Below are 24,948 nucleotides of genomic sequence, written 5' to 3'. Positions count from 1 at the left end.
CCGGTCGGAGGCCGGGCGCTTATCGCTCGAGCAGGCTGTCGGGCGCGGGATCCATCGCGCGGATCTGCAATTGCTGCCCGCCGAGGTCGCGAAAGGCGCGCTGGCGGCAGGTCAGGACAAGGATCTGCACGTCCGAGGCCTGGCGGTGGAGCGCGTCGAACATGCGTTCGATCCGGTCATCGTCGGTATAGACCAGCGCATCGTCCAGGATTACCGGCGCCGCGCGTCCGTCCTGCGCCAGAAGCCGGGCAAAGGCCAGCCGGACCAGCAGCGCCAGTTGTTCCTGGGTGCCGCCGGAGAGGATGTCGATCGGTTCCTCTGCACCCTCCCGGATCAGGTGCCGGGGCAGCAGCTCGGCATCGTCCCAATCCAGTTGCGCCTCTGGCCAGAGAAGGTGAAGAAGGGGGCGCAAGGCATTGGCAACAGGGGTGAAATAGCGATCCCGAGCGGCGATCCGCGCGCTTTCCAGCGCGCTTTCGAGCCGGCGAAGCACCGCCACGTCCCGGGTGATCCGGGCAAGGTCGGCCTCTGCGGTCGCAAGATCCTGCACAAGATCGGCCAGTCGTTCCTCGACGGCGCCCTCGGCGCTGCGGCGCACCCGTTCGTCCAGCCGGGCAAGATCGAGGTTCAGCCGTGCGATGGCCTCTTGCGCGGAGGTCTCCGCCGATTGCGCGCGGGACAGCGCGGCCCGCGTGCTTTCAAGGTCGGGCGCTTCGGCGGCGGCCTTTGCGCGGGCCTCTTCGGCTTTTGATAGCTCGTCTTGCGCGGCGGCAAGCTCTGCCTCGGAGGTCTCGGGCGCCTGTGCCAGGGCGGTTTCGGCCCGGGTCAGGCGGTCGGTCGCGGCCTGAGCGCCGGCAAGGGCGCGGGCGGTTTCGGTGCGCGCGGCCTCAAGCGTGTCGCGGGCCGTCTCGGCCTGGATTTCCGCCTCTTGCCGGGTGGTGTCGGCCTGACGAAGCGCGGCTTCTGCTGCGTCCAAGGTGGGCGGTTCGGGCGCATCCTCTGGCAGCGGAGCGGGCAGGGCGGCGAGACGCTGGCGCAGGGCCTCTGCGCCGTCCGGGGCCAGCGCGTGCAGGGTGGCGGTGATCTCGGACAGGCGGCGCGCGGCCTCACTCCGCGCCCGGGCGGCCTGGCGGGCGGTCTCGATATCGGTCAGACCGTGTTGGCGAAGCGCACCCGCCAGAGCCTCGGCGGCGCTGTCCACGCCCGTGTCATCGCCGGTATCTCCGGGGGTGACGGTCAACCTGCCGAGACCGGGCAGATCCAGCGCCGTGACACGCAGAATCGGCAGCGCCTTGCCGCCGGGCAGGGGCTGGCCGTCCAGGGTGATCGCCCCTTCGCGGCCTGCCGCGTACGAGATTTCCAGTCGCGCGGCGCTGGCGGCCTGCAGGGCGCGGGCCTGTTCCAGCGCACGGGCAAGCCGTTCCAGTTGGTCGATGGCCTTGGCGTCGGGGCCTTGCCCGGCCTCGCGGCGGGTCGCGTCGGCCTGCTGGCGCAGGTCCTCGGCCTGGGCGATGCGCTGGGTCAGTTCCTTGCGCTGATGCTCTGCCTCGCGGGCGTGCCGGGCCTGCTGTGCGCTGCGCAGTTCGGTTTCCACCTTGGCCAGGCGGGCGCGGGCGGTTTTCAGGGCGTCTCTGGCCTGCAATGCGGCGCGCTCGGCCTCGGCCTGCGCTGTCTCGGCCTCTGCCTGTCGCGTCCCGGCGGCCTGCGTGGCCCGGGCCGCCTCGTCGCGTTCGGCCAGCGCGGCGGCACGCGCCTTGCGGCGGCTGTCCAGCCCGTCGAGCCGCAAGCGCGCCGTCTCGGCGGCTCGATTTAGCGTGTCGAGCCGGGCCGCGTGGCGTTCGGCATTGGCCTGCGCCGCCTGTGCCTCGGTCAGCCGGGACTGGCGGCGCGCGCTGGCCTCGGGATCGGTCAGCTCTGCCAGCTCAGACCGGGCGCGGGCGCGGGCGCTCAGGTCGTGCCGAAGCTCTGCCACAACCTGATCCAGCCTGTCGTGTTCGGCTTGCAGTTCCTCGACCCGGTCCTGCGCCGCTTTCCAGGGGCCGGTTTTCAGCGGCCGTCCGGTGGCGGTCGCATAGCGGCCCAGTTCCTCGCGGCAGCGTTTCAGCGCGGCGTCCATGCGCGCCCCCCCGGTCATCGTGTCGACCTCTCCGGCGATGGAGGACAGCAGGTCGCGCCGCGCCTCGCGGGCCATGTCCTGCGCCTTTTTCCCGCTTTCGTCGAAACCGGTCAGCCCCTGCCGCACCCAGAGCAATCCCGCAGGCCCGCCCGCATCGGCGGCGGCCAGTTGCGAAATCCAGGCCTCGGCGGCATCGGCCTGGGCGATCAGGCGCCCGTCCTGCCAGACATGGGCGCGGGGTTTCGACAGCCAGCGTTTGGCCAGGGTAAACCGCCCCTTGGGCGTCTCGATCTCTGCCAGCACCTCGGGCGCGCCCCTGGCATGGGGCTGAAGCGCCTTGATCTCCTTGCCGCTGCCGCCGTGCGGGGTAAAGAAAAGAGCCTGCAGTCCGTCAAAGAGAGTCGACTTGCCCTGTTCGTTCGGGGCGCTGAGCACGTTCAGCCCATCGGCCAGCCCCTCGATCTGGACGGGCGCGGTGAAGCGGCGCAGGTTCTGGACGGCGATCCGGCGGAGTTTCACGCGGGCTGCTCCGTCACATAGGCATACAGCCGGGCCAGCGCTTCGGCGGCAACGCCACGGTCCTCGGCAGAGAGGTCGGGGTTCTCGGCCTCGGTCTTGAGCGTCTCGGCGGCCTGTCGCAGGGCGCCCGCGTGGTCGATCGTATCAAGATCCACGTCATCCAGCAGCGCGCCCAGCGCTTCGGCGTTCAATGTCAGCCAGGCAAAATCCGGCGCGGCGGCATGGATCGCCCGGACGAGGTCGGCCCGCTGTGCAAGGCTGGCCCAGCCGGTGGCCCGCACCCGCATCAGCACGTCGCGGCGCCCGCTCGGGGGCAGAAGCCTGTCCAGCGCCGCCGCCGTATCCAGCCCGGCCTGCACCGGCAGGTCCGCCTCGGTCCACCAGAACTGGCCGGTCTCGACCTCCGTGACCTCTGGCGTGGCGCCGGGGATGTCAATGCTGACAGCAAGGCACAGGCCCCGCCGTCCGTGTTTGAACCGGTCCTGCTCGGGCGTGCCGGGGTAATGCGTGCGGGCGTCGATCTGCAACCGCCCGTGCCAGTCGCCCAACGCAAGGTAGTCCAGCCGTGCGCGTGCGGCGCGGTCGGGCGGGATATGGGCGCCGGTGTCCTCGAAATCGGTGACGCCGCCGTGCGCCAGCGCGATCCGAAATGCCCCATCGGGCGAGGGCATGGCACCAAGCCCTTCGGTCAGGTCGCGCCCCGGGGCGCGGTGCGTGACCGGGGCCGGCAGCAGGCAGGCGGTCTCGGTCATCATCCGGGGCGTGGCATCCAGCAGCGGGCGAACAGTCGCGGGCGCCTCGGCCGAAAGCCGTTCCCAGAGCGGTTCGGCATTGGTCAGGTTGTCGTGGTTGCCGGGCAGGAGCCACCATGTCAGGTCCAGGTCCTCGGCCATCGCGGTCAGCGCCTGGCGCAGAACCGAGGGCGAGGGCGTGGCCGTGTCGAAAGTGTCGCCTGCCAGCAGGACATGCGCCGCACCGTGGTCGCGCGCGGCCTGTGCCAGCCGCGCGATCACGCCGTGGCGCGCCTCCATCAGGCGCCCGCGGATGTTGCCATCCTCGGGCTGGGGGATGTTGGCGAACCGGCGGCCCAGGTGCAGGTCCGAGGCATGGATGAAACGGAAGGCGGTCATGGCACTCTCTTTGGGCGCCACTCTTTCAGGGCGGCTGGCAGAGTGCAATCGGATCAGGGGCGCAGGGCGGTGACTTCGACTTCGACCAGGAATTCGGGGCGGGTAAAACCCGAGACAATCATCAGGGTCGAGGCGGGCAGCACACGCGCGTCCGCCAACCAGGCGTCGCGGGCGGCCATGTAGCCCTGCATGTGATCCCGGTGCGTGACATAGGCGTTGATGCGCAGGGCGTGATGTTTGGATGTTCCGCCCGCTGCAAGGATGGCGTCGATATTGGCGAAACAGAGTGCGGCCTGCGCCTCGGGGTCCTCGGGGATCGTGCCGTCCGGGGCCAGCGGCAACTGACCGGATGTCAGAACGAGGGTTTCGGTCGCGACGCCGTGGGCATAGCGTGCGAAAGGGGCGGCGATCGTGTCGGGGATCAGGCTGTCGATGGGCATATCCGGCGCTCCGTTGTGCGGGGTCAGATTGGCCCCTGGGGTCCGGATTGACCAGTTCACCCGCGAGACACGCTTTCCGGGCGCTGCAAAATTCATCGCGCGGCCCGGGCCTGCACGAATTCTGTGCGCAGACCCGAGGGAATGGACCATCCGGTCAGCGATGCCGATTGCCCGGAGCGGGGCGCGCTCTCACGCTCTGCGCAACGACACAAAAACCGCGACAGAGAGGTCCCCCATGAAGTTCACTGCCCTTGCATGTGCCACGGCAGGCACTCTTGCCGCGCCCGCCTTTGCCGAAAGCCACATGACCGAGGTCGCCTTTGGCACCAATTGGCTGGCCCAGGCCGAGCACGGCGGCTTTTACCAGGCCGTGGCCGATGGCAGCTACGAGGCCTGCGGGCTGAAGGTTTCGATCCTGCCGGGCGGCCCGCAGGTGAACAACCGCGCGCTGCTTCTGGCCGGGCGGATCGACTATCACATGGGCGGCGACCTGCTGCAGGCCTTCAATGCCGTGCAGGAAGGCATCCCGGTGGTTTCCGTCGCGGCGATCTTTCAGAAGCACCCGCAGGTCATCGTGACCCATCCGGGCAAGGCCGAGAGCTTTGAGGATCTCAAGGCGCTGGACCTGCTGATCGGCGACAACGGCTATCAGTCCTACTACCAGTGGATGATGGCGGCCTACGGGTTCACCGCGGAGCAGCGCCAGCCCTATACCTTCAATCCCGGGCCGTTCCTGGCGAATGAGAATGCCGGGATGCAGGGCTACCTGTCGTCCGAGCCTTACCTGGTGGAAAAGGAGGGCGGCTTTGTGCCGGATGTCTTCCTGATCGCCGACGCGGGTTATTCCACCTATGCCACGACTGTCGAGGTCATGGCCGACACGATCGCCGAGAAACCCGAGGAGGTGAGCTGTTTCGTCGATGCCTCGATCAAGGGCTGGTACACCTATCTGTATGGCGACAATTCCGCCGCCAACGCGCTGATCAAGGCTGACAACCCCGAGATGACCGACGACAAGATCGCCTTTGCCATCGAGAAGATGAAGGAAAACGGCATCGTCGATTCCGGCGATACGCTGGAGGCGGGCATCGGCGTCATCACTGACGAGAAGGTGGGCGATTTCTACGCCAAGATGGTCGAAGCCGGGGTGATCGGCGAGGTCGACTGGAAATCAGCCTATACCACCGAATTCGTGGGCAAGGGCGTGGGGATGGACCTCAAGTAAGGAAAGGCCCGGGCCGCGCCCCAACCGCGACCCGGGACAGCGATGCGATGACACCGTCCCGCCAACCCTTGGGCCAACGCCCTGAACTGCTCAGGATGGCGCAGGTGGAAAAGACATTCCACGGCGGCGTCATCGCCTTGCGCAACATGAACCTGACCGTCAACGAAGGCGATTTCATCTCACTTCTGGGGCCGTCGGGCTGCGGCAAGTCGACGGCGCTGAAACTGGTGACGGGACTGATGCAGCCGACATCGGGCCGGATCGACTGGGCCAGCGACAATGGATCCGGGAACCTGGGCGTGGTGTTCCAGGAACCGACGCTGATGCCCTGGGCGCAGGTGATGGACAACGTCTACCTGCCGTTCCGCATCCGGGGTGTGCCCTTTGCCGAGGTACGCGACGAGGTGCTGGAGGTGCTCCGTCTTGTCGGGTTGGAGAAATTCCAGCGCGCCTTTCCGCGCGAACTGTCCGGCGGCATGAAGATGCGGGTCTCCATCGCCCGGGCGCTGGTCACGAAACCCCGGCTGATCCTGATGGACGAACCCTTTGCCGCGCTGGACGAAATCACGCGGTTCAAGCTGAACAACGACCTGTTGAGCCTGCGCGAAAAGATCGGCTGCACGGTGATCTTCGTCACCCATTCGGTCTTTGAAAGCGTCTTTCTGTCCGACCGGGTGGTCGTCATGGCAGCGCGCCCCGGGCGTGTGATCGAAGAACTGACCGTGGACGCCCCCTATCCGCGCAGCGAAGAGTTCCGCACCTCGGTGGAATACGCGCGCTATTGCCGGCTGGCATCGACTGCGTTGCACCGCGCCACCGGAGAAGCGGCATGAATCGTGATACCGGCTGGCAGGGGCGCAGCAAGGCGTTTCGAAACGCCTTCGCACCAGGTGGTGCCGGAGCGATCCTGCCCTGCGTGATGCCTGCAGCGATGGCGTGTCAGGGGCGAGGCGCCGGGGCCGGGCGGAACCAAGGCGTTTCGAAACGCCTTGCGCCGGACGGGAGGAACGGATGACAAACATCGAGACGGACATGACCCATGTCGATCAGGAGGAAGCGGCGCGCGCCCGGCGTGACCAGATCCTGAAGATCGCGAAATGGACGCTGCCGTCGCTGGTCATGGTGCTGACGCTGCTGGGCTGGCACCTTTACGTCACGCTGTGGGAGGTGCCGCACTACATCCTGCCCGGGCCTTTGCTGGTTCTGGAAAAGCTCATCAATGACTGGGACTTGCTCTGGGCCGCCACGCTGACCACTGGGCGGCTGACGCTGCTGGCGCTGGTCTTCGCGATCCTGGGCGGCGGGATGCTGGCCGTGGCCTTTACCCAGTCGAAATGGATCGAGATGTCCTTCTTTCCCTACGCGGTGATCTTGCAGGTGACGCCGGTGGTGGCGATTGCTCCGCTGTTGCAGATCTACCTGGACAGCCCCTTTGTCGCTGCACTGCTCTGTGCCTGGATCGTGGCCTTTTTCCCGATCCTGTCGAACACGACCGTCGGCCTGAAAAGCACCGACCGCAACCTCGAGGACCTCTTCACCATCTACGGGGCCAGCCGCTGGCAGCGGCTGCGCTATCTCGCGGCGCCCTCGGCCTTGCCCTATTTCCTGTCGGGCCTCAAGATCGCGGGCGGGCTGGCGCTGATCGGGGCCGTGGTGGCGGAATTCGTGATCGGGCGGGCCGGGACCGGACTGGGGCTTGCCTCGACGCTTCTGGAGGCCTCCTATCGGTTCAACTTCGGCAGGCTCTACGCGGCGCTGATCCTGATTTCCCTCATGGGGGTGACGATCTTTGCCGTGATGAGCCTGATCAGTCACCTCGCGCTGTTCCGCTGGCATGAAAGCGCGCTGAAAAAGGACGGTTGATGGATTTCACCTCTTTGCCGCACGGGGCCTTCACCCTGGCCAATGTCACAGTGCCCGCCTGTCTGGTCGGGCAGGAGGGCGACCTGGTCCGGACCGACATGGGAATCGAGGCGGGCCGAATCGCCGCGCCCGGCGGCGTGGCCGTGGACATGCGCGGGGCCATGGTGTTGCCCTGTTTCACCGACATGCACACGCATCTGGACAAGGGCCATATCTGGCCGCGCGCCTCGAACCCCGATGGCAGCTTCCTGGGCGCGCTGGAAACCGTGCGCGCCGATCACGTCAACTGGACAGAGGACGACCTGAAGACGCGCATGGGGTTCGCCCTGCGGTGTGCCTGGGCACACGGGACGAAACAGATCCGCACCCACCTGGATTCGATGAACGGGCAATACCTGCGCAGCTGGCCCGTCTTTGCCGAGTTGCGCGAAACATGGGCGGGCCGGATCGACCTGCAGGCCGCCAGCCTTGTGTCCTGTGAGGCCTACGGCACCGAGGAATACCCCGAGATCACCCGCACCGTTGCGGACCACGGCGGCGTGCTGGGTATGGTCACTTACCCGGTGCCGGACCTCAAGGACCGCCTGCTGGGACATTTCGCGGCCGCTGACACACATGGGCTCGACGTGGATTTCCACACTGACGAGACGATGGATGCCACATCCGAAACCCTGCGCATGATCGCCGAGACGGTTCTGGAAACAGGCTATCAGGGCCGTGTGGTGGTGGGGCACTGCTGTTCGCTGTCCACCCAGGACGAGGCACGGGCGCTGGACACGCTGGATCTTTGTGCCAAGGCCGGTCTGCATGTGGTCAGCCTGCCCATGTGCAACCTCTACCTGCAGGATCGCGGCCCGGGCACCCCGCGCCGACGCGGCGTGACGCTGGTGCACGAGATGCGGGCGCGGGGGATTCCGGTCAGCTTTGCCTCTGACAACACCCGGGACCCGTTCTATGCCTATGGCGACATGGACATGGTCGAGGTCCTGCGCGAGGCCACCCGCATCGCCCACCTCGATCATTGCGAAACGGACTGGATCAAGAGCTTTACCCTGACGCCTGAGGCGACCTGCGGCTTCGGCGTCAGTTCGCTGGAGCAGGGTTCGCCCGCCGACCTGGTGATCTTTCGCGCCCGCGACTGGACCGAGTTCTTTGCCCGCCCTCAGAGCGACCGCATCGTCTTGCGCGGCGGCGAGGCCATCGACCGCAAGCTGCCCGACTACTCCGATCTCGACAAACTCTGGAAGACCTCATGACCGCAGACATCACCGCCGCCAAGGCCGCCCTGGCGCATCTGGACCTGATCGATGCCGAAACCCCGGTGCGCGCCGCCTCGCGCGATTTCTTCTGGTATTCGCCGGTGCTGAAGGCGCGGCTGGATCACGTCACGGCGGATTTTGTTGTCCGCCCCCGGACCGAGGCCGAGGTAATCGAGGTGCTCAAGGCCTGCTATCAGCACGACGTGCCGGTGACGACACGGGGCGCGGGCACGGGCAACTACGGCCAGGCCATGCCCTTTGAAGGCGGCTGCGTCCTGCACCTGAACCGGATGACCGAGGTCAAGGAGATCGCGCCCGGCCGCGTGGTGGTGGAACCGGGTTGCCTGCTTAAGGACCTGGATGCCGCCTGCCGCGAAACCGGGCAGGAGATCCGCATGTTTTCCTCCACCTGGGCCACGGCGACGATCGGCGGGTTCATCGCGGGCGGCTCTGGCGGGGTGGGGTCCGTCACCTGGGGCAGTCTGCGCGACCTCGGCAATATCATCCGGCTGCGGGTGGTGACGATGGAAGCCGAACCTCGGGTGCTGGACTTCACCGGCGAGGAACTGGCGCGGGTCAGCCATGCCTATGGCACCAACGGTATCATCACCGAGATCGAGATGCCTCTGGCCCCCGCGTATGACTGGGTCGACATCTTTGTCGCCTCGGAGGATTTTGGCGCCGCGATGGGGTTTGCCGACGATCTGGCCAGTGAAGACGGCATCCTGATCAAGCTCGCCAGTGTTTACGAGGCGCCCACCGCCCATGCCTATTTCCAGCGCGTCCGCCCGCATGTGAATGAGGGCGATCACCTTGTGGGTTTGATGGTGGCCCCGCATGGGATGGACGGTTTTCTGACCTTCCTCGCGCGGCGGCCCGAAATGCGGATGATCTATCGCTCGGACGATCACGACTGGCCGCGCGGGCCCGGCCCGGTGTTCGAATACGGCTGGAATCACACCACCTTGCGCGCGCTCAAGGTCGATCCGTCGATCACCTACCTGCAGGTGCGCTATGGCTTTCCCGATCACCGGGCGCTGGTCGAGGAGATCCGCAGCACCTTCCCAGGCGAGTGCATCCAGCACCTGGAAGCGATCCGCGCGCATGGCAAGGTGGGCTTTGCCGGTCTGACGCTGGTGAAGTTCTCGACCGAGGAACGACTGGACGAGATCATTCGCATCCACGAGGAAAAAGGCGCTCTGGTCTTCAACCCGCACCGCTATACGCTGGAGGAAGGCGGGCGGCAGACGGTGGATGACGTTCAGCTGGCCTTCAAGCGCGAGGCGGACCCAAAGGGTCTTTTGAACCCCGGCAAGATGATCGCCTGGGACGATCCGGACTGGGGCTACGCGCGCATGTATGCCTATCCGCGCATGCAGGCGGCGGAATGAGCGGGACAGACGGGCAGGGGGCGCTGCCCCCCTGGCGCCTGCGGCGCCATTCCCCCCGGAGGTATTTGGACAGAGAAGAAACACGGGGCGCGCGCTGAGATGCGGGCGCTTGTGCTCTTTGCCCATCCCTGTCCGGAAAGCCTGTCGTCGGCGCTGCATGCCCGAGTGGTCGAGACGCTGGAGGCGCGCGGCTGGGAGGTGGATGACTGCGACCTGAATGCCGAAGGCTTTGATCCGGTCCTGAGCGAGGCGGAACGGCGCGGTTATCACGAGGTGCCCGCGAACCTGCAGCCGGTGGCGGACCATGTCGAACGGTTGCGCGCGGCGCAGGCGCTGGTTTTGGTCTTTCCGGTCTGGAACTTCGGTTTTCCGGCGATCCTGAAAGGCTACTTCGACCGGGTCTTTCTGCCCGGAGTGTCCTTTCGGCTGGAAGACGGGCGGGTCAAACCGAACCTGACGCAGATCACCCGGTTGGCGGCAGTCACGACCTATGGCGGGACCCGCTGGCGCGCTTTGATGGCGGGTGATCCCCCGCGCCGGATCGTGCGCCGCGCGGTTTGGCATGTCACCCGACCCGAAAAGATGCGGTATCTTGCGCTTTACGACATGAACCGGGCCACAGAGGCGCAGCGCGCGGGGTTCCTGGACCGGGTGGGGCGCGAGATGGAAAGGTTCTGAGGTGCGGGCACTGGTGGTTTTCTGTCATCCCTCGCCCGAGAGCTTTACCGCCGCGGTGCGGGACCTGGTGGTCGCGCGGCTGGGGGCCCGGGGGGCCGAGGTGCGCGAGCATGATCTTTATGCGCGGGGCTTCGACCCTGTGTTGTCGCCCGGCGAATGGGCGGGCTACCTGGACGAGCCGGGCAACCGCGCGCCCGTTGCCGAGGAGGCGGCGGACCTGGAATGGTGCGATACGCTGATCCTTGTCTATCCGACCTGGTGGTACGGGCTGCCGGCCTTGCTGAAGGGTTGGCTGGACCGTGTGATGCTGCCCGGCGTGGCCTTTGAGATGCCCAGGGCGCCGGGCGAGAACATCGCCCCGGGGTTGACGCAGATTACGCGGCTGGGGGTCTTTACCACCTGCGGGGCAAGCTGGTGGTTGACGCGCTGGATCGGTGCGCCGGGGCGGCGGACACTCTTGCGCGGGGTGCGCTTGTTGTGTGCCCCGCGCTGCCGCACGGCCTTTGCGGCGCATTACCTGATGGACAGTTCCACGCAGGCCAGCCGCGCCCGGCACCTGGCCCGGCTCACCCGTGTGCTGGACCGGTTCCTGGCATGACGACGGAGGCAGACATGATCCCGGTTCTGGACTGGTCGCTCTACGAGGACGACCCCGAGGGCGTGAGCGCCCGCTTGGGGGCCGCCTGCCGTGACAGCGGGTTCTTCTGCCTGACGGGCCACGGGGTGCCGGACGACGAGATCACGCAGGTCTTTGCCCAGGCCCACCGGTTCTTTGCCCTGCCAGAGGCAGAAAAGGCGGCGCTGGACATCGCGCATGCGCCGCATAACCGCGGCTGGGCCAGGATGGGCAGCGAACGCCTCGACGAGAGCTCGGGGCAGGTGGATCGCAAGGAGGCGTTCAACATCGGGCTGGACCTGGCCGAGGACGATCCCCGCGTGCTGCGCGGAGACCCGTTTCGGGGCGTGAACCTCTGGCCAGACCTGCCCGGGTTCCGCGAGGCACTGTTGAGCTATTATGACCGCGCCTGGCAGCTTGGCGTGGCGTTGCACGGGGCGATCGCGCGGGATTTCGGGCTGGACCCGGGCTATTTCGCCCCGCATTTCACCGCGCCGATGGCGACGCTGCGGCTGTTGTCCTATCCGCCCGCCAGCGGTGCGGAGGGTGAAATCGGGGCCGGCGCGCACAGCGATTACGGGTCCATTACCCTGCTTTTGACAGATGGCGAGCCCGGCCTGCAGGTGCAGGCCCTGTCCGGTGACTGGATCGACGTCCCGCATGTGCCCGGCGCCTTTATCGTCAATATCGGCGATTGCCTGATGCGCTGGTCGAACGACCAATACCGATCCACGCCGCATCGTGTCCTGCCACCGACACGGGCGCGCAGATCGGTGGCCTTTTTCCTCGATCCGAACCCGGACAGCGTGATCGCGGCGCTGCTTGGCACGGGCACGCCACGATACGCGCCGATCACCGGGGCCGATTACCTCCGGTCGCGGCTGGACGCCACATACAAGGGAGATTGACGCTTGAGACGACTGGACTGGACCGAACGGCGGGCGCCGGAATTCGACATGGTGGACCCGATGAAGACCATCGTCGTGCTGCCGACGGCAGCGGTGGAACAACATGGGCCGCACCTGCCCGTGGGGACCGATACGATGATCGCCGACTACATGCTGGACCTGCTGCGCGAGACCTGCCCCGAGGACCTCGACCTGGCGATCCTGCCCGTCATGGCGGTGGGCAAGTCGAACGAGCATCTCTGGGCGCGGGGCACCCTGACGCTGAGCGCCGCCACGGCCCTGGCCGCCTGGACCGAAATCGGCCTGTCCGTGGCGCGCGCGGGTGTGCGCAAGATTGTCATTGCCAATTCGCATGGCGGCAACCTGGACCTGATCTCGATCCTGTCGCGGGAACTGCGGGTGCAGGCCGGGATGTTGGCGGTGAAATGCCAATGGGGGAATTTCGGCCATCCAGAGGGGCTGTATTCCGACCATGAGCGACGCTTCGGCATTCATGGTGGGGATGTCGAAACCTCGATCATGCTGGCCTGTCAGCCGCAGTGTGTGGACATGAGCCGGGCGGAGAATTTCCGGTCCGCCGCCGAGACGGCCGCCATCCCGCCCACGGGACCGATCAGCCGGGGATGGATCGCCTCGGACCTGAACCCGGCGGGGACGGTGGGCGATGCCTCTGTCGCAACGGCCGAGAAGGGCGAGGCGACGGCACGGCACCAGGTTGCGGGGTTCATCGAGATGCTGCGGGAGGTGGAAGCGATGGAACTGCCAACAGCGCCCGCGAGCCTTTGATGCTTTTTAGTCCGGGGCTTGGAAGGTGAAGTTCACCTTCGGTCAGAGGCGGTAGAACCGTTCTGCAGTCCCACTGAAAACCTCGGCCCGCTGTGCTTCTGACAACCCGGCGGTCAACCGCAGGGCCTGCGCGTGCCAGTCGGCGTAGTCGCATCGCAGGCGCGCGACGGGCCAATCCGATCCCCACATGACCCGCTCCGGCCCGAAGACGGACAGGACATGATCGACGTAAGGTTGCAGAAGGTCGTCCGACGGCGGGTCGTCAGCCTCTGTCACGAGGCCCGAGAGCTTGCAGAAGGCGCCGCTCTCTGTGGCGAGGCGGGTCATGCCCTTGGCCCAGGTGCGGAAATTCTCCTGGGAATGGCTGCGCAGCTGGGGTTTCAGGCAATGGTCCAGAACCACTCGCATGCTCGGATAGCGTTTCAACAGTTCGAGAAAGGGCGCCTGGTGGCGTGGAAAGCCCAGGGCGTCGAATGTCAGGTCCTGTTCGATCAAGGCCTCATAGGCCCATTGCACCTCTGGTTTCAGCATCCATCGGTCATCGGGAATGTCCTGGATCATTGGTCGGACACCAGCGAATTTTGGATGTCTGGCAAGGCGTTGCAGGGTATTCTTTTGCCCCGGATCCTCGAAGTCGATCCAGCCGACGACCTTGGCCACATGCGGCGTGCAATCGGCGATGCCCAGCAGATACTCGGTTTCGGCAACCGTGGGCGCCGCCTGTACCAACACCGTCCGACTGACGCCGGCAGCCTGCAGCCCCGGGGCAAGGTCCACGGGGTGATAGGGACGGGTCAGAACGGGGTCGTCCTCGGGCATCCAGCCATAGTCACCGCGCGCGGGATGCCAGAAATGATGGTGTGAATCGATATGGGCCATCTGTGCCTCCGTCAGAGAACAAGCCGGTGATCGGTGCGCGGAACGCGGCGCAATGTGTCCGGTCCCGGATGTCGCGGGCGCGGGGGCAGGGTGAGTTGCTGCACCTGGCCGGTCTTCATGGCCTCTTCGATGGCGCGCATGATCGCCACGTCGGCCAGCCCCTCGGCGCCGTCATCCTCGGGCTTCTGTCCGGTCCGTATGCAATCCGAGAAATAGGCGGTCTGCGCACCGAAATGATCACATTCAGGCGCCACGACGCGGTCTTGCGGCACCCCGGCGGCGCGCTGTGTCAGGGCAAGGTCGATTTCGAACCGGAAGGCTGGAGAAACATCCAGCGCGCCTTTCGTGCCCAGAACCGTATAGCTGTCCTGATCATCCGTGCCGAAACTGGCAATGAACTGTGCCAGCCGCCCGCGCGGAAAACGCAGCGTGACGGCGACGCTTTCCTCGACCTCGGCAAAGCGCGGATCGCCGTCGCCGTGAGAGCCCAACGCGATGACCTCTGTCGGTTCATCGCCAAAGACATGACGGGCGGCGTTCAGGCAATAAACGCCAATGTCCTGCAGAGGGCCGCCCCAGTGTTCGGCCCTCAGGCGGTGGTTGTCCGGCGCCGACTGGAAGCCGAAGACAGAGGTAAAGACGCGCGGATCGCCGATCTCTCCGCGCCGGATACGGTCCAGCACCTCGACGGTGCCCGGTTCGTGGTGCAGCCGGTAGGCGGTCATGAGGAAAGCACCGGACGCCTCAGATGCCGCAATCATCGCCTGACATTCGGCAACGGTGGGCGCCAGCGGCTTTTCCACCAGCGCATGTTTGCCCGCCTTCAGTGCCCGTATGGTGTAATCGGCATGCAGTGAATTCGGCAGCGCGATATAGACAGCGTCGATCCGGTCCGAGGCCAGCAGAGCCTCGTATTCATCGTAAGACACCACCTCGGGGATGCCGTGGAAATCTGCCAGTTTCCGCGCCGCGTCCACGCTGCCGCTGACGATGGCCGCGACCTCGGAATTATCGGTTTGGGCCACTGCCGGCAGAAAGGCGATCTGAGAAATCCAGCCAGCGCCGACAACCGCGTAACGTACTCGTTCCAATCACTTTCTCCCCTGTGCCGGGGGGCGCCCCCCGTGAAAACGGCGGCGCATCGCTGCGCCGCCGTCCAGTCTCAACACCCGGCGATCACTTTACGCAGGTGTCGATGTTTTCGTTGTTGCAGACGTCCAGCCCGGTAAAGATCGGGTCGTCCACGTCCTTGCCCTCGACGATATCCTTGAGGATATACATCGCCTTGTAGCCCATCTCGTAGGGACGCTGACCGACCAGGCCATTGCCCAGCCCGTCCTTGGTCTGCGCGATCTGCATCGGCAGCGTGTCGGCCACGACGATGGTCATCTCGCCGCTGTCCATCTCTGCCTTGTAGGGCTCGGCGGCGTTCCGGTAGGCATTGTCGAACCACTGGGTAAAGGCGCCGGTCGACAGGAAGGCCGTCAGGTCCGGGTTTGCGGCCAGAATGTCGGTCAGGCCCTGCACGGCGACGTTGCCGTCGTCGTTGGTGATCAGCGGGCAGCCGGCGATCTCGGTCCAGCCGTTGTCACCGTCCAGCGGGCGGCCCGGCGGGTCGCCAAGATCCATGCCCGACAGGGTTTCACGCGCGCCCAGCAGGCGTTCGTTGTGGTTGGCCGCCGCGGCGCCGCCGGTCTGCAGGCAGATGGTGCCGCCGTCGGGGTGACGCGCCATGACCAGTTCCGCCAGGTGCACGCCGATGTTGTAGTTGTTGGTGCCGACGTAGGTGGTGCGCAGTTCTTGATCCTCGGGCAGCAGGTCCGAGTCCCAGGTCATCACGGGGATGCCTGCATCCGCCGCGGCGCGCAGGACCTTGGCCATCGCGGGCGCGTTGGAGGGCGCCACGGCGATCCCGTCGACACCCTTGGTGATGAGATCCTGCACGATCTGGATCTGCTCCAGCTCTGTGTGTTCGCCGGGGCCGATGTATTCGCAGGTGACGTCGTCCAGCTCTTCCTGAGCGGCGTAACAGCCGTCGCGGGCAAGGTCGAAGAACGGGTTGTTCATCGCCTTGGGTACGAGGGCAAAGGTGTAGCCCCCGTGGCTTTCTGCGAAGGCCGGTGCGGCAAGCGCTCCGATCAGCGCGGTCGCGGTCAGCAGTTTCTTCATGTCTTTCTCCTCCCTGAGTTTCATGAAGTGTGGGGCTTATTTGCCCCCTCGATTGCGGAGCTGTTCCAGCAGGACTGCAAGAATGAGGAACAGGCCGACAAAGAATTGCTGCCAGAGCGCCGGGATTCCGGCGAGCAGCAGCGAGTTCCGGATCAGTTCGACCAAGGCGGCGCCGATGGGCGCGCCAAGCGCGTAGACGATGCCGCCCATCAGGTTGGCGCCGCCGATCACCGTGGCCGCGATGACGTTCAGTTCATAGGTGGCGCCCATGCCGTTGGTGGCAGAGCCCGTGTAGCCGATGAACATGAAGGCCGCGATGCCGGTGCAGATCGAGCAGACCATGTAGACAGAGACGATCACGCGTTCGACCGGGATGCCCGAGAGTTTCGCCGCATGGGCGTTGCCACCGATGGCGATGACCCAGCGGCCCCATTCGGAAAACCGCCAGACCCAGAGAAAGAACAGCGTCATGACGGTCAAAACCCAGACGACATTGGGCACACCGCCAAGGCTGCCACCGCCGATCCATTCAAAGGTGTCCTGGTCGGGGCCGAACTCGTAAACCATCTTGTTGTTGGAAATCACCATCGCGATGGACCGCGCCATCGCCAGCATCCCCAGCGTGACCACAAAGGGCGCAAGCCGCACGTAGGCGATCAGAACGCCGTTGATGAACCCCACCAGCGCGGCGGTGCCGATACAGGCGATAAAGCCGATCTCGACGCTCCAGCCGGCATTCAGCACCAGTGCGAGGTTGATCCCGCAGAGCCCTAGCAAAGAGCCGACAGACAGGTCGATGCCGGCGGTGCAGATCACCGCCGACATGCCCAGGGCCATGATGCCGAAAAAGGCCATGTTGCGGGTGATGTTGAACATGTTGCGTTCGGTCAGGAAGGCGTCAGAGACGAAGGTCATGACGAAACCGATCGCCATGATCGCCACGAAGACCCAGAAAGGCTGGGTGCGGATGATGGCGCCGATGCTCGACACCTCGCGCCGCGACGTGATGCTGTCGTCGATTGCGGCGTGATCGACCGGCGTTTGCGCGGTCTTGTCATGGGCGTCTTGCGGGGTCTGGGTACTGTCGGTCATGCTGCCTCGATTGCTCCGATGATGAGGCCGGTGACTTCCTCGGGGCTGGTGTCGTCGATGCGCTTGTCGGCCACCTTGGTGCCACGACGCAGGACGGCTACCCGGTCGCAGACCTCGAAAACGTCGGGCATCCGGTGGCTGACAAGGATCACCGCGTGGCCGGTGGATTTCAGCCGCTTGATAAGGTTCAGGACCTCTGCAACCTGGCGGACGGAAATGGCGGCCGTGGGTTCGTCCATCAGCACCAGTTTCGGATCGCTGAGCCGTGTGCGCGCGATGGCGACCGCCTGCCGCTGGCCGCCGGACATCTGTTTGACCAGGTCGCGGGGGCGGGTTTCCGATTTCAGCTCGGAAAACAGCTCTCCGGCCTTTTGGTACATGGCGTTGTAGTTGAGGCTGCGGAACGGCCAGACGCCGGACTTGATCTCACGCCCCAGAAAGACGTTTGCCGCCGCCGTCAGGTTGTCGCAAAGCGCGAGGTCCTGGTAGACGATCTCGATCCCGTTTTCGCGTGCATCGATGGGTTTGTGGAAGTGCACCGGGCTGCCGTCGATGCGGATCTCTCCGGTCGTCGGGGGAAAGTTCCCCGCGATGATCTTCATCAGCGTGGATTTCCCGGCCCCGTTGTCGCCCATAAGGCCGATTGCCTCGCCGGGGGCAATGCTCAGATCGACCCCGTTCAACGCGTGGATGGCGCCGAAACTCTTGGTGACCTGTCTGAGCTCCATCAGGCTCATGCTCAGCTTCCTCCCTTGTCCGCACGACTTTCGGACCGCCATCAAAGCTGGCGGGCAAGTCCTTGTCCGGGAAGGGGAAAACCGACCCGGCAGGCGCCGCCCGTCAGGGCGCGTCGATGTCTGTGCGTATGTGCCGCCTTTGCGGCGGCATCCTCCCGTTTGTGTACGGGAGTATGCCCAGTTACCGCTAAAGCTCAAACCCTCTAGACAGGCAAAAAATGATGTGAAAACCATCAAGAATGGCCTGTGCGGGGTAGGCCGTGCTTGGATAGGAGGTCGGGACATTACGCGCGAGGACACGAAGGGGACCTGGAAGGGGCCGACGATCCAGGAGGTCGCCGAGGTTTCGGGGGTGGGCATCGCCACCGTCGACCGTGTCCTGAACAACCGCCCCGGCGTCCGGGAAAAGACCCGCGAGCGCGTGCGCGCGGCCTTTGACAAGCTGCGGCTGGAACGGCTGAACACGCCTGCGCTGCGCATCGCCCTGCACTGCGAGTCCGGCGAAAGCTTCAACGAGGCAATTGAAACCGCGGTGCAAAGGCTGCACCGCAAGCAGCCCGGCATTACCCTGACCAGCACCTACGCCGTGCCGAATGACCTGGATGCGAATGTCTTTGCAGCCGACCTGCTGGACCGGGGCAGGACAGCGGACGCCAGCATCGTCGTCGCCCGCGAGCACCCGGCCATCAACAGCGCGATCCGCCAGTTGCGCCGCCTGGGCAAGCCGGTGGTCTGCCTGACCACGGACCTGCCCAGTTCGCGCCGCAGCGCCTATGTCGGCAATGACCAGTCAGAGGCCGGCGCCGTCGCCGCCCAGGTCATCGGGCGGGCTATGCCGCGTGCGCCGGGTCAGATCCTGCTGATCATGAGCGTCGCCTACCGCTGCCAGAAAGAACGCGAAATGGGCTTTCGCCGGGTGTTGCGCGCGCGCTTTCCCCACCTGCGGATCGAGGAGCGGCTGTTCACGGACGAACGCCCGGAGACCATGCGCAGCCAGCTGGTCAGTCACTTCGAAGCCAACGGTGTGCCGCCGGCGATCTACAACGTGGCCGGCGCCAATCGCGGCGTGGCACAGGCCCTGGATGTGACTGGCGAGGCCCCCGCGACGCTGTTCGTCGGGCACGAGTTGACGCCGGTCACGCAGCGGCTCTTGAAGGCGGGGACGATGGATTTCGTGGTGGCCCATGACTTCCAGGCGGAACTGACCCAGGCCGCGCGCTGGATCTCCGATTCCCTCAATGGCGTCGAGAGCGAGCCCGCGCCCTCACAGATCATGCTGCACACCCGGTTCAATTGCAGCGTTTGATCGGTTTCGGTTGTTTCGTTTTTTTGATTTTTTGGTTGCGATGCATGCGTTTACGCGCCTCATGGCCAAAGGTGTTGCGCAAAAACATGCATTTTTTGCCGTTCTTTGACCTAAATCAAGACTCTTTCCGAAGAACTGACGATATATCGTAAGAGGACAATATGTAACTCGTGGAATATGTTCCGATTGTTCCCGCCCTGCCACCCCTCCGGAAGAGAGTTCAATTATGGCCGACACCCCGACCATCACCAACCCGACGTATACCACTACTCATGTATTCAGCACCGATGACATTACCGGCACTTTCGACGGCCTGACACAGGCCGACATCCTGCCCGGCGAGGCGCCGATCGTGGACTTCACGGCGGCGCCGATGGTCACCAAGGAAGGGGTCATGCTGTACCCCGTCGACAGCGAATTCGGGTTCTATGTCACCGACTTTGTCGGCGCCGAGCAAAAGATCCGCGACTACGACTATGCCGAAGGCTGGGTCGGCGACCTGACCGGCCCGGCGGGTGAACAACTGGGTCTCGTGGTTTCTGACGCGCCGACCGACACTTTCCGCACCCCTGCGGTGCTGGGCACCTGGCTTTCCGGCCTGGGCTTCAACACGGTCAAGGCCTCGACCGAGCATTACTCGGTCATGCAGAACATCCTGTCCGACCAGATGTTCCCGGACGATCCCGACGCGGTCTATCAATTGGATGACAATCTGATCCTGCTCAGCCAGAACCCGGCATGGGACGGGCAGTACGTGGCCGATGTGCTGGCCGATCCGGCGACCTATGGCGTGACCGACCGCAACGATGATGGCGTCCTGGACATCCGCGACCTGCTCAACCCCAACGAATCCACCATCGAATACGACATTGCCTATGGCGACGACTACTCGGTGACGCTCAAGGACGATGGCAAGCTGTTGTACCGCTGGGGCAACACGGTCAAGCGTCCGAACGACGTCCGCCTGGAGGCGACGATGGACCTGCCGGACGAGTGGAGCGACACCGATCCGGACACCGGACTGCGCCCGCTTTACAAGGTGACGGCCGCGGAACTGGTGACCAACCACACGATCACCAACAACCCCAACGACCAGATCCGCCCGGAGGACTTCGAGAACGAGGCCGCAATCGGCACGCTGCCGACCTACACGATCATCTCGGACTACAACCTCGACGGCAACGGCCCGCGCGAGGTCTGGGTGACAACAGACGACTACTACGCCGGTGACGGCACACTGTACCCGGCGGGCACGATCCTCAAGGACGAATGGCTGGCCCAACAGGCGGCGGCTTCGGCTCTGGTGGCAGGCGGGCTTGGCTCCGAGGACCTGCTCGAGGGCTATACCAACGCCTGGTACACCACGATGGATCGCGAACCCTTCGAGGCGTCGTTCGATACCAACGGAGAATATATCTCTGGCCCGCGCTGGCGTCTGCAGACCGACAAGTACGGCCAGGACCTGCCCGGTGTGGTGATCCCGATCGATCCCAGCGATCCGCTGCCGATCACCAGCGACGAAGTGAAGTACGAAGTGGGCGAGGATGACACGACCGTCATCAACCTGCTCGATTGGGGGCTTCCCGTTTCGCCGCTGTCGATCAGCGCCGGCTGGCAGAACAACTCGGGCCTGGTCACGGCAAACGGCGTGAACATGACCGACGGCTTCGACGTGGCCTTTTACATCAAGGGCGACATCAAGCCGGCGACGCTCTATGACACCACGCTGCTGATGGAATACGAGGAAATCCAGATCAACGACGAGGCCGTCGCAATCAATGGCACCGCCGAGGCGGATTACCTCGTGGGGCAGGGTGGCAACACCTTCACCGGCGGCGATGGCGAAGACCTTTTTGTCCTGTCCTACGGCAAGGACGGCAACACCATCTTCGCCACCAGCACGATCAACGACTTCATCGATGGCGAGGACGTGATCGGCCTGATCGACTTGGGCGTGAACGACGTCAACTTCGACTCCAAGATCACCCAGACAGTCGTGGGCGGGAACCTCGAAATCTCGATCGACGGCAACCGCATCGCGGTTCTGGCGGGCGTCACCGAGGAACTGACCATCGAGGACTTCCTGTTGATCAACCGCACGCCGGATGTACCGGTGGACGGCACCAGCGGCGACGACCTGCTGGTCGGAACGCCGGGTGACAATGTCATCGACGGCATGGAAGGCAACGACACCATCCTGGGCCAGGGGGGCGAGGATGACCTTCTGGGCGGTGCCGGCGATGACGAATTGCTGGCAGAGCCGGTGGATCCCGTCTTTGACGCGGCGGCCGACCAAGTGTTCCGCATGTATCAGACCGCCTTCGACCGCCTGCCGGATCGTCCCGGCCACTTTGGCTGGACCACGGCCGTCGTTGCCGGAACACTCGACCTCACGGACATGGCGCAGGCCTTCCTCAACTCGGCAGAAGGCATTTCGACCTACAGCGCGCTGACCAACACCGAGTTCGTGACCGCCATGTACGAAAATGGACTGGATCGCGCACCGGATGGCGGTCTGGCGGGATGGGTTGCCTTGCTGGACGGCGGCACCTGGACCCGTGCGGACGTCATGGCCTTCTTCGCGGACAGCCCCGAGGCGATTGCCAAGACCAGCCCGGTGGCGCTGGAGTACTCGCAGGCGGGCTATCAGCAGGACTACACGGACGAGGCCTACCGCCTCTTCGTCGGGGTCACAGGCGAGGAACCCTCTGCAACGGTCATTGAATCGCTGACGATGGACCTGGCCGAGGGCGCAACGATGTTGGAGGTGGCGACAGAGCTCTTTACCTCGGACGCGGCAACTGCGCTCTACGGCGGAACCACGAATGTCGAGTTCGTCGAGCTGGTCTACCAGACCTTGCTGGAGCGGGGCGCCGACCCGGTGGCGCTGAGCCTCTGGCCGGCGCAGCTGGACGCGGGCACCATGACCCGTCCGCAGGTGATCTCGATCCTTGCCAAGGGCGCGGGCGCGGTCAATGCGCAGGCGGACGACCTGCTGGCCCACATGCGGTCGCTGGGCCAGGACGACCTGCTGGTTGGCGGTGCGGACGACGACCTGCTGTTCGGCGGCGTCCTCTCCGATACCTTCCAGTTCGACGCGACCGAAACCGGCAGCGATCAGGTGGTCGGTGTCGAAGCTTGGGACGTGATGGAATTCGTGGGCTTCGGCTATGGCAGCGCGGCAGAGGTCCAAGCCAACATGAGCCAGGTGGGCGACGACGTGGTGTTCACCGACCAGGGTGAAACGATCGTCTTCATGCACACCGCCTTGGGCGAGATCACAGATGACATGATCCTGGTCTGAGGGTCCCCATCTGAAAAACCTGAAGTGCCGCGCATCTGCGCGGCACTTTTTCGTTCAGCGCCTTGGCCCGATCTCGGCATGGGACGTGTCGGCGGATCAAGCCGGACAAGGCCGGGATCGTCCCGGAAACCTGTCACACCGCGTCGAACCGCTGCCGCGCGGCAACGATATTGGGCATGCCGTTTTCGGCCCAGTCCACCAGTGCCAGAAGGTGCGGCAGAAACCCCTCTCCGAGCTCTGACAGACTGTAGGTCACGCTGGGCGGCTTGGTGTCGAAGACCTCGCGGCGCAGGATGCCATCCCGTTCGAGATTGCGCAGGGACTGGGTCAGCATCCGCTTGGAGATGTCGGGCAAGGCGCGCAGCAACTCGTTGAACCGCATGGGTTTTCGGCCAAGTTCCAGCAGGATCAGGACGGGCCACTTGGCCGACACGTGGTCGAGGACCTGACGCACGGGGCAATTGCCCGGTTCGAACCCCTGGTCCTTCCAGTCCTGCAGTTTCTGCGCGCTCACCGGGGGCATGGGCAAGTTCCCTTTTTGTGACCTTGTTCCAAAAACCTGCCTCCTTACGCGTCGGCTATTAAGTCTCTAATTGGGACCAGTATTCGATTCGAGACCTGAAAGGAACGACAATGACGACTTACCTTGTTACCGGCGCATCGGGGCAACTGGGCCAACGCGTGGTGGATCACCTGCGCAGCCTTGTCCCTGCGCAGGACATCATCGCGCTGGTACGCTCCGACGCAGCCCGCGAGGGGTTTCAGACCAGCGGCATCGCCACTCGGCACGGCGACTACGAGGATCTCGACAGCCTGCGCACGGCATTCGACGGGGTGGACCGGCTTTTGCTGATTTCCTCTTCGGAGGTCGGCAAACGCGCGGACCAGCATCGCAACGTGCTGGCGGCGGCCAAATCTGCGGGTGTGGGGTTCGTGGCCTATACCTCGATCCTGAACGCCGACAGCGGCGGCATGGCGCTTGCAGAGGAACATGTCGCGACCGAGGCGGCGCTGCGGGACAGCGGTTTGCCCCATGCGATCCTGCGCAACGGCTGGTACTCCGAGAACATCGCCGGGACTGCGCCGCAGGCGGTGGAGATGGGTCAGCATTTCGGCGCCGCAAGCGAGGGGCGGTTTGCCACTGCGTCGCGGCAGGATTTCGCAGAGGCGGCGGCAATTGTGCTGGCCCAAGAGGGACACGAGGGCAAGACCTATGAACTTGGCGGCGACACGGACTTCGACCTGTCCGATTATGCGGCGCTCCTGAGCGAGGTGGCGAACAAGCCGGTGGCCTATGTGGACCTCGACGAGGCAAGCTATGCTGCTGCCCTTGTGGGCGCGGGTCTGCCCGAAGGCTTTGCCGCGATCCTGGCCGACAGCGACGCGCGGGCCGCGACCGGCGCGTTGACCACCCAAAGCCGCGACCTGTCGCGCCTGATCGGGCGTCCGACGACACCGATGCGCGATACCCTCAAGACCGTGCTGGGCTAGGCCCTGGCGAACCCGGGATGGTCTGTCGCCATCCCGGAGTTCACAGATTGCCGTTGAGGCGTATATCCTCGGCGGCAAAGTCGATCAAAGCCCGGATCTTGCGCGGCAGGGCCCGGCCTTCGAGGTAGATCGCGCTGACGGGGACGGTTTCGCCCGGGGTTCGCTGCAGGACCGGCACCAGACGACCGGCGTCCAGCGCCGCACGCAAGGCAAACCGCGGCCCATAGCAGACGCCCAGCCCCTCCGCCGCCAGTTGCACCGCCGCGCTGGCGGAGTTCACCTGGAACCGGCCTTGCACCTCGACCACCTCTTCGACGCCATTGGGGCGGAATACCCAACGACGCGGGGCGCGGCGGTTGGTGTCCAGGATGCAGGCGTGCTGACGCAGGTCTTCCAGCGTCTCGGGCGTGCCATGCCGGGCGAGGTAGTCCGGGCTTGCCGCCGCGACAGAATGGATCTCACCCAGTTTGCGGGACTTGAGGGATAGCATGCCGGGCCGCCCGATGCGAAAGGCCAGGTCGATCCCCTCGCTGGCCAGATCGACAAAGTCGTCGCGCAGGCGCAGGTCAAAGCTCAGCCCGGAATTTCCCTCGGCAAAGCGCGACAGGAGACCGGCGACATAGATCTCACCGAAGGTCACAGGGGCCGAGATCCGGATCAGCCCGGTGAACCCGCGTGACCCTTCAGACACTTCGGCCAGCAGATCGTCCAGGTCATCCAGCAGCGCAGGCGCGCGGGCCAGCAGGTCTTCGCCGGCGGGTGTCAGCCCGACCTTGCGGGTGGTGCGTTGCAGCAGCCGCACACCCAACCGGCTTTCCAGCTCCGCGACATACTTCGACGTCAGCCGGTTCGAGACCCCCAACTGATCGGCGGCGGCGGTGAATGAGCCGGTCTTGGCCGTGGCCACGAAGGCCCTGATTTCGTCGACAACGTCCATGCGCCACCCATTCGGAACATTTTGGGGATAGTCATTCCACAATGTCGCCATTTCATGGGAAAGCCGCAAGGCCTAGGTAGCGGTCAGAGCAACAACCCGCCC

Annotated in this window: 22 protein-coding genes; 12 read left to right on the top strand and 10 right to left on the bottom strand. The window is 65.2% G+C overall.

Features of this window, described 5'->3' with window-relative positions; genetic code table 11:
* Positions 1–19: 19 nt before the first annotated feature.
* The 3 genes from KZZ07_RS07200 to KZZ07_RS07190 are packed head-to-tail and all read right to left on the bottom strand — an operon-like array spanning position 20 to position 4,205.
* A complete protein-coding gene (locus KZZ07_RS07200; RefSeq protein ID WP_219513175.1) occupies positions 20–2,635 on the bottom strand; it encodes an AAA family ATPase in 2,616 nt (871 codons plus the stop codon).
* The gene (locus tag KZZ07_RS07195; protein WP_219513174.1) at positions 2,632–3,765 is read right to left on the bottom strand and encodes a metallophosphoesterase family protein; all 1,134 of its coding nucleotides are present in this window, start codon (positions 3,763–3,765) and stop codon (positions 2,632–2,634) included. Before KZZ07_RS07195 ends, KZZ07_RS07200 begins: the two co-directional genes overlap by 4 nt.
* Positions 3,766–3,818: 53 nt before the next feature.
* On the bottom strand, positions 3,819–4,205 hold the full coding sequence (locus KZZ07_RS07190; RefSeq protein WP_219513172.1) for a RidA family protein: 387 nt from the start codon (positions 4,203–4,205) through the stop codon (positions 3,819–3,821).
* Between the two features lie 235 nt (positions 4,206–4,440).
* On the opposite strand from KZZ07_RS07190, the gene KZZ07_RS07185 reads away from it, so the two are divergent.
* The 9 genes from KZZ07_RS07185 (at position 4,441) to KZZ07_RS07145 (ending at position 12,931) form a co-directional block, all read left to right on the top strand.
* Complete coding sequence (locus tag KZZ07_RS07185) at positions 4,441–5,430, top strand: ABC transporter substrate-binding protein (RefSeq protein ID WP_219513171.1); 990 nt, start codon at positions 4,441–4,443, stop codon at positions 5,428–5,430.
* A 95-nt stretch (positions 5,431–5,525) separates the two neighbouring features.
* Complete coding sequence (locus tag KZZ07_RS07180; protein ID WP_219513418.1) at positions 5,526–6,263, top strand: ABC transporter ATP-binding protein; 738 nt, start codon at positions 5,526–5,528, stop codon at positions 6,261–6,263.
* Between the two features lie 178 nt (positions 6,264–6,441).
* A complete protein-coding gene (locus KZZ07_RS07175) occupies positions 6,442–7,293 on the top strand; it encodes an ABC transporter permease (RefSeq protein ID WP_219513170.1) in 852 nt (283 codons plus the stop codon).
* The gene (locus KZZ07_RS07170) at positions 7,293–8,549 is read left to right on the top strand and encodes a cytosine deaminase (protein ID WP_219513169.1); all 1,257 of its coding nucleotides are present in this window, start codon (positions 7,293–7,295) and stop codon (positions 8,547–8,549) included. The genes KZZ07_RS07175 and KZZ07_RS07170 overlap by 1 nt, the downstream gene beginning before the upstream one ends.
* Complete coding sequence (locus tag KZZ07_RS07165) at positions 8,546–9,943, top strand: FAD-binding oxidoreductase (protein WP_219513168.1); 1,398 nt, start codon at positions 8,546–8,548, stop codon at positions 9,941–9,943. Before KZZ07_RS07170 ends, KZZ07_RS07165 begins: the two co-directional genes overlap by 4 nt.
* Before the next feature lie 99 nt (positions 9,944–10,042).
* Entirely contained in the window at positions 10,043–10,621 is a 579-nt protein-coding gene (locus KZZ07_RS07160) for an NAD(P)H-dependent oxidoreductase (protein WP_219513167.1), read from the top strand.
* Position 10,622: 1 nt separating this feature from the next.
* On the top strand, positions 10,623–11,219 hold the full coding sequence (locus tag KZZ07_RS07155) for an NAD(P)H-dependent oxidoreductase (RefSeq protein ID WP_219513166.1): 597 nt from the start codon (positions 10,623–10,625) through the stop codon (positions 11,217–11,219).
* 14 nt (positions 11,220–11,233) lie between these two features.
* A complete protein-coding gene (locus KZZ07_RS07150; protein ID WP_219513165.1) occupies positions 11,234–12,145 on the top strand; it encodes an isopenicillin N synthase family dioxygenase in 912 nt (303 codons plus the stop codon).
* Positions 12,146–12,148: 3 nt separating this feature from the next.
* The gene (locus KZZ07_RS07145) at positions 12,149–12,931 is read left to right on the top strand and encodes a creatininase family protein (RefSeq protein WP_255564217.1); all 783 of its coding nucleotides are present in this window, start codon (positions 12,149–12,151) and stop codon (positions 12,929–12,931) included.
* A gap of 42 nt (positions 12,932–12,973) precedes the next feature.
* On the opposite strand, the gene KZZ07_RS07140 is transcribed toward KZZ07_RS07145, so the two are convergent.
* The 5 genes from KZZ07_RS07140 to KZZ07_RS07120 all read right to left on the bottom strand — a co-directional run bounded on the left by KZZ07_RS07140 (position 12,974) and on the right by KZZ07_RS07120 (position 17,808).
* Positions 12,974–13,810, bottom strand: a complete 837-nt coding sequence (locus KZZ07_RS07140; RefSeq protein ID WP_219513163.1) for an amidohydrolase family protein — start codon at positions 13,808–13,810, stop codon at positions 12,974–12,976.
* Positions 13,811–13,821: 11 nt separating this feature from the next.
* Positions 13,822–14,901 (bottom strand): Gfo/Idh/MocA family protein, encoded by a 1,080-nt coding sequence (locus KZZ07_RS07135; RefSeq protein WP_219513161.1) that lies wholly within the window; start codon positions 14,899–14,901, stop codon positions 13,822–13,824.
* An 85-nt stretch (positions 14,902–14,986) separates the two neighbouring features.
* Positions 14,987–15,979 carry a sugar-binding protein gene (locus KZZ07_RS07130; protein ID WP_219513159.1) on the bottom strand — a complete coding sequence of 331 codons (993 nt, stop codon included), beginning with the start codon at positions 15,977–15,979 and terminating at the stop codon, positions 14,987–14,989.
* A 36-nt stretch (positions 15,980–16,015) separates the two neighbouring features.
* Positions 16,016–17,071 carry an ABC transporter permease gene (locus tag KZZ07_RS07125; RefSeq protein WP_219513157.1) on the bottom strand — a complete coding sequence of 352 codons (1,056 nt, stop codon included), beginning with the start codon at positions 17,069–17,071 and terminating at the stop codon, positions 16,016–16,018.
* A complete protein-coding gene (locus tag KZZ07_RS07120; RefSeq protein ID WP_219513154.1) occupies positions 17,068–17,808 on the bottom strand; it encodes an ATP-binding cassette domain-containing protein in 741 nt (246 codons plus the stop codon). Before KZZ07_RS07120 ends, KZZ07_RS07125 begins: the two co-directional genes overlap by 4 nt.
* Positions 17,809–18,031: 223 nt before the next feature.
* Between KZZ07_RS07120 and KZZ07_RS07115 the strand changes: the two genes are divergently transcribed.
* Positions 18,032–19,114 carry a LacI family DNA-binding transcriptional regulator gene (locus KZZ07_RS07115; protein WP_219513152.1) on the top strand — a complete coding sequence of 361 codons (1,083 nt, stop codon included), beginning with the start codon at positions 18,032–18,034 and terminating at the stop codon, positions 19,112–19,114.
* A 226-nt stretch (positions 19,115–19,340) separates the two neighbouring features.
* Positions 19,341–22,418: a DUF4214 domain-containing protein gene (locus KZZ07_RS07110; protein WP_219513150.1), complete on the top strand. Its 3,078-nt coding sequence runs from the start codon at positions 19,341–19,343 to the stop codon at positions 22,416–22,418.
* A gap of 133 nt (positions 22,419–22,551) precedes the next feature.
* Here KZZ07_RS07110 and KZZ07_RS07105 read toward each other — a convergent pair whose 3' ends face one another.
* Complete coding sequence (locus KZZ07_RS07105) at positions 22,552–22,941, bottom strand: winged helix-turn-helix transcriptional regulator (RefSeq protein WP_219513149.1); 390 nt, start codon at positions 22,939–22,941, stop codon at positions 22,552–22,554.
* Between the two features lie 110 nt (positions 22,942–23,051).
* On the opposite strand from KZZ07_RS07105, the gene KZZ07_RS07100 reads away from it, so the two are divergent.
* On the top strand, positions 23,052–23,909 hold the full coding sequence (locus tag KZZ07_RS07100; protein WP_219513148.1) for an SDR family oxidoreductase: 858 nt from the start codon (positions 23,052–23,054) through the stop codon (positions 23,907–23,909).
* Positions 23,910–23,949: 40 nt separating this feature from the next.
* On the opposite strand, the gene KZZ07_RS07095 is transcribed toward KZZ07_RS07100, so the two are convergent.
* Complete coding sequence (locus KZZ07_RS07095; protein ID WP_219513147.1) at positions 23,950–24,846, bottom strand: LysR family transcriptional regulator; 897 nt, start codon at positions 24,844–24,846, stop codon at positions 23,950–23,952.
* Positions 24,847–24,948: the final 102 nt, after the last annotated feature.

It is taken from the genome of Mameliella sp. CS4 (genome assembly GCF_019392335.1).
Lineage (GTDB): Bacteria > Pseudomonadota > Alphaproteobacteria > Rhodobacterales > Rhodobacteraceae > Antarctobacter.
This window is presented reverse-complemented; position numbering and strand designations above follow the sequence as displayed.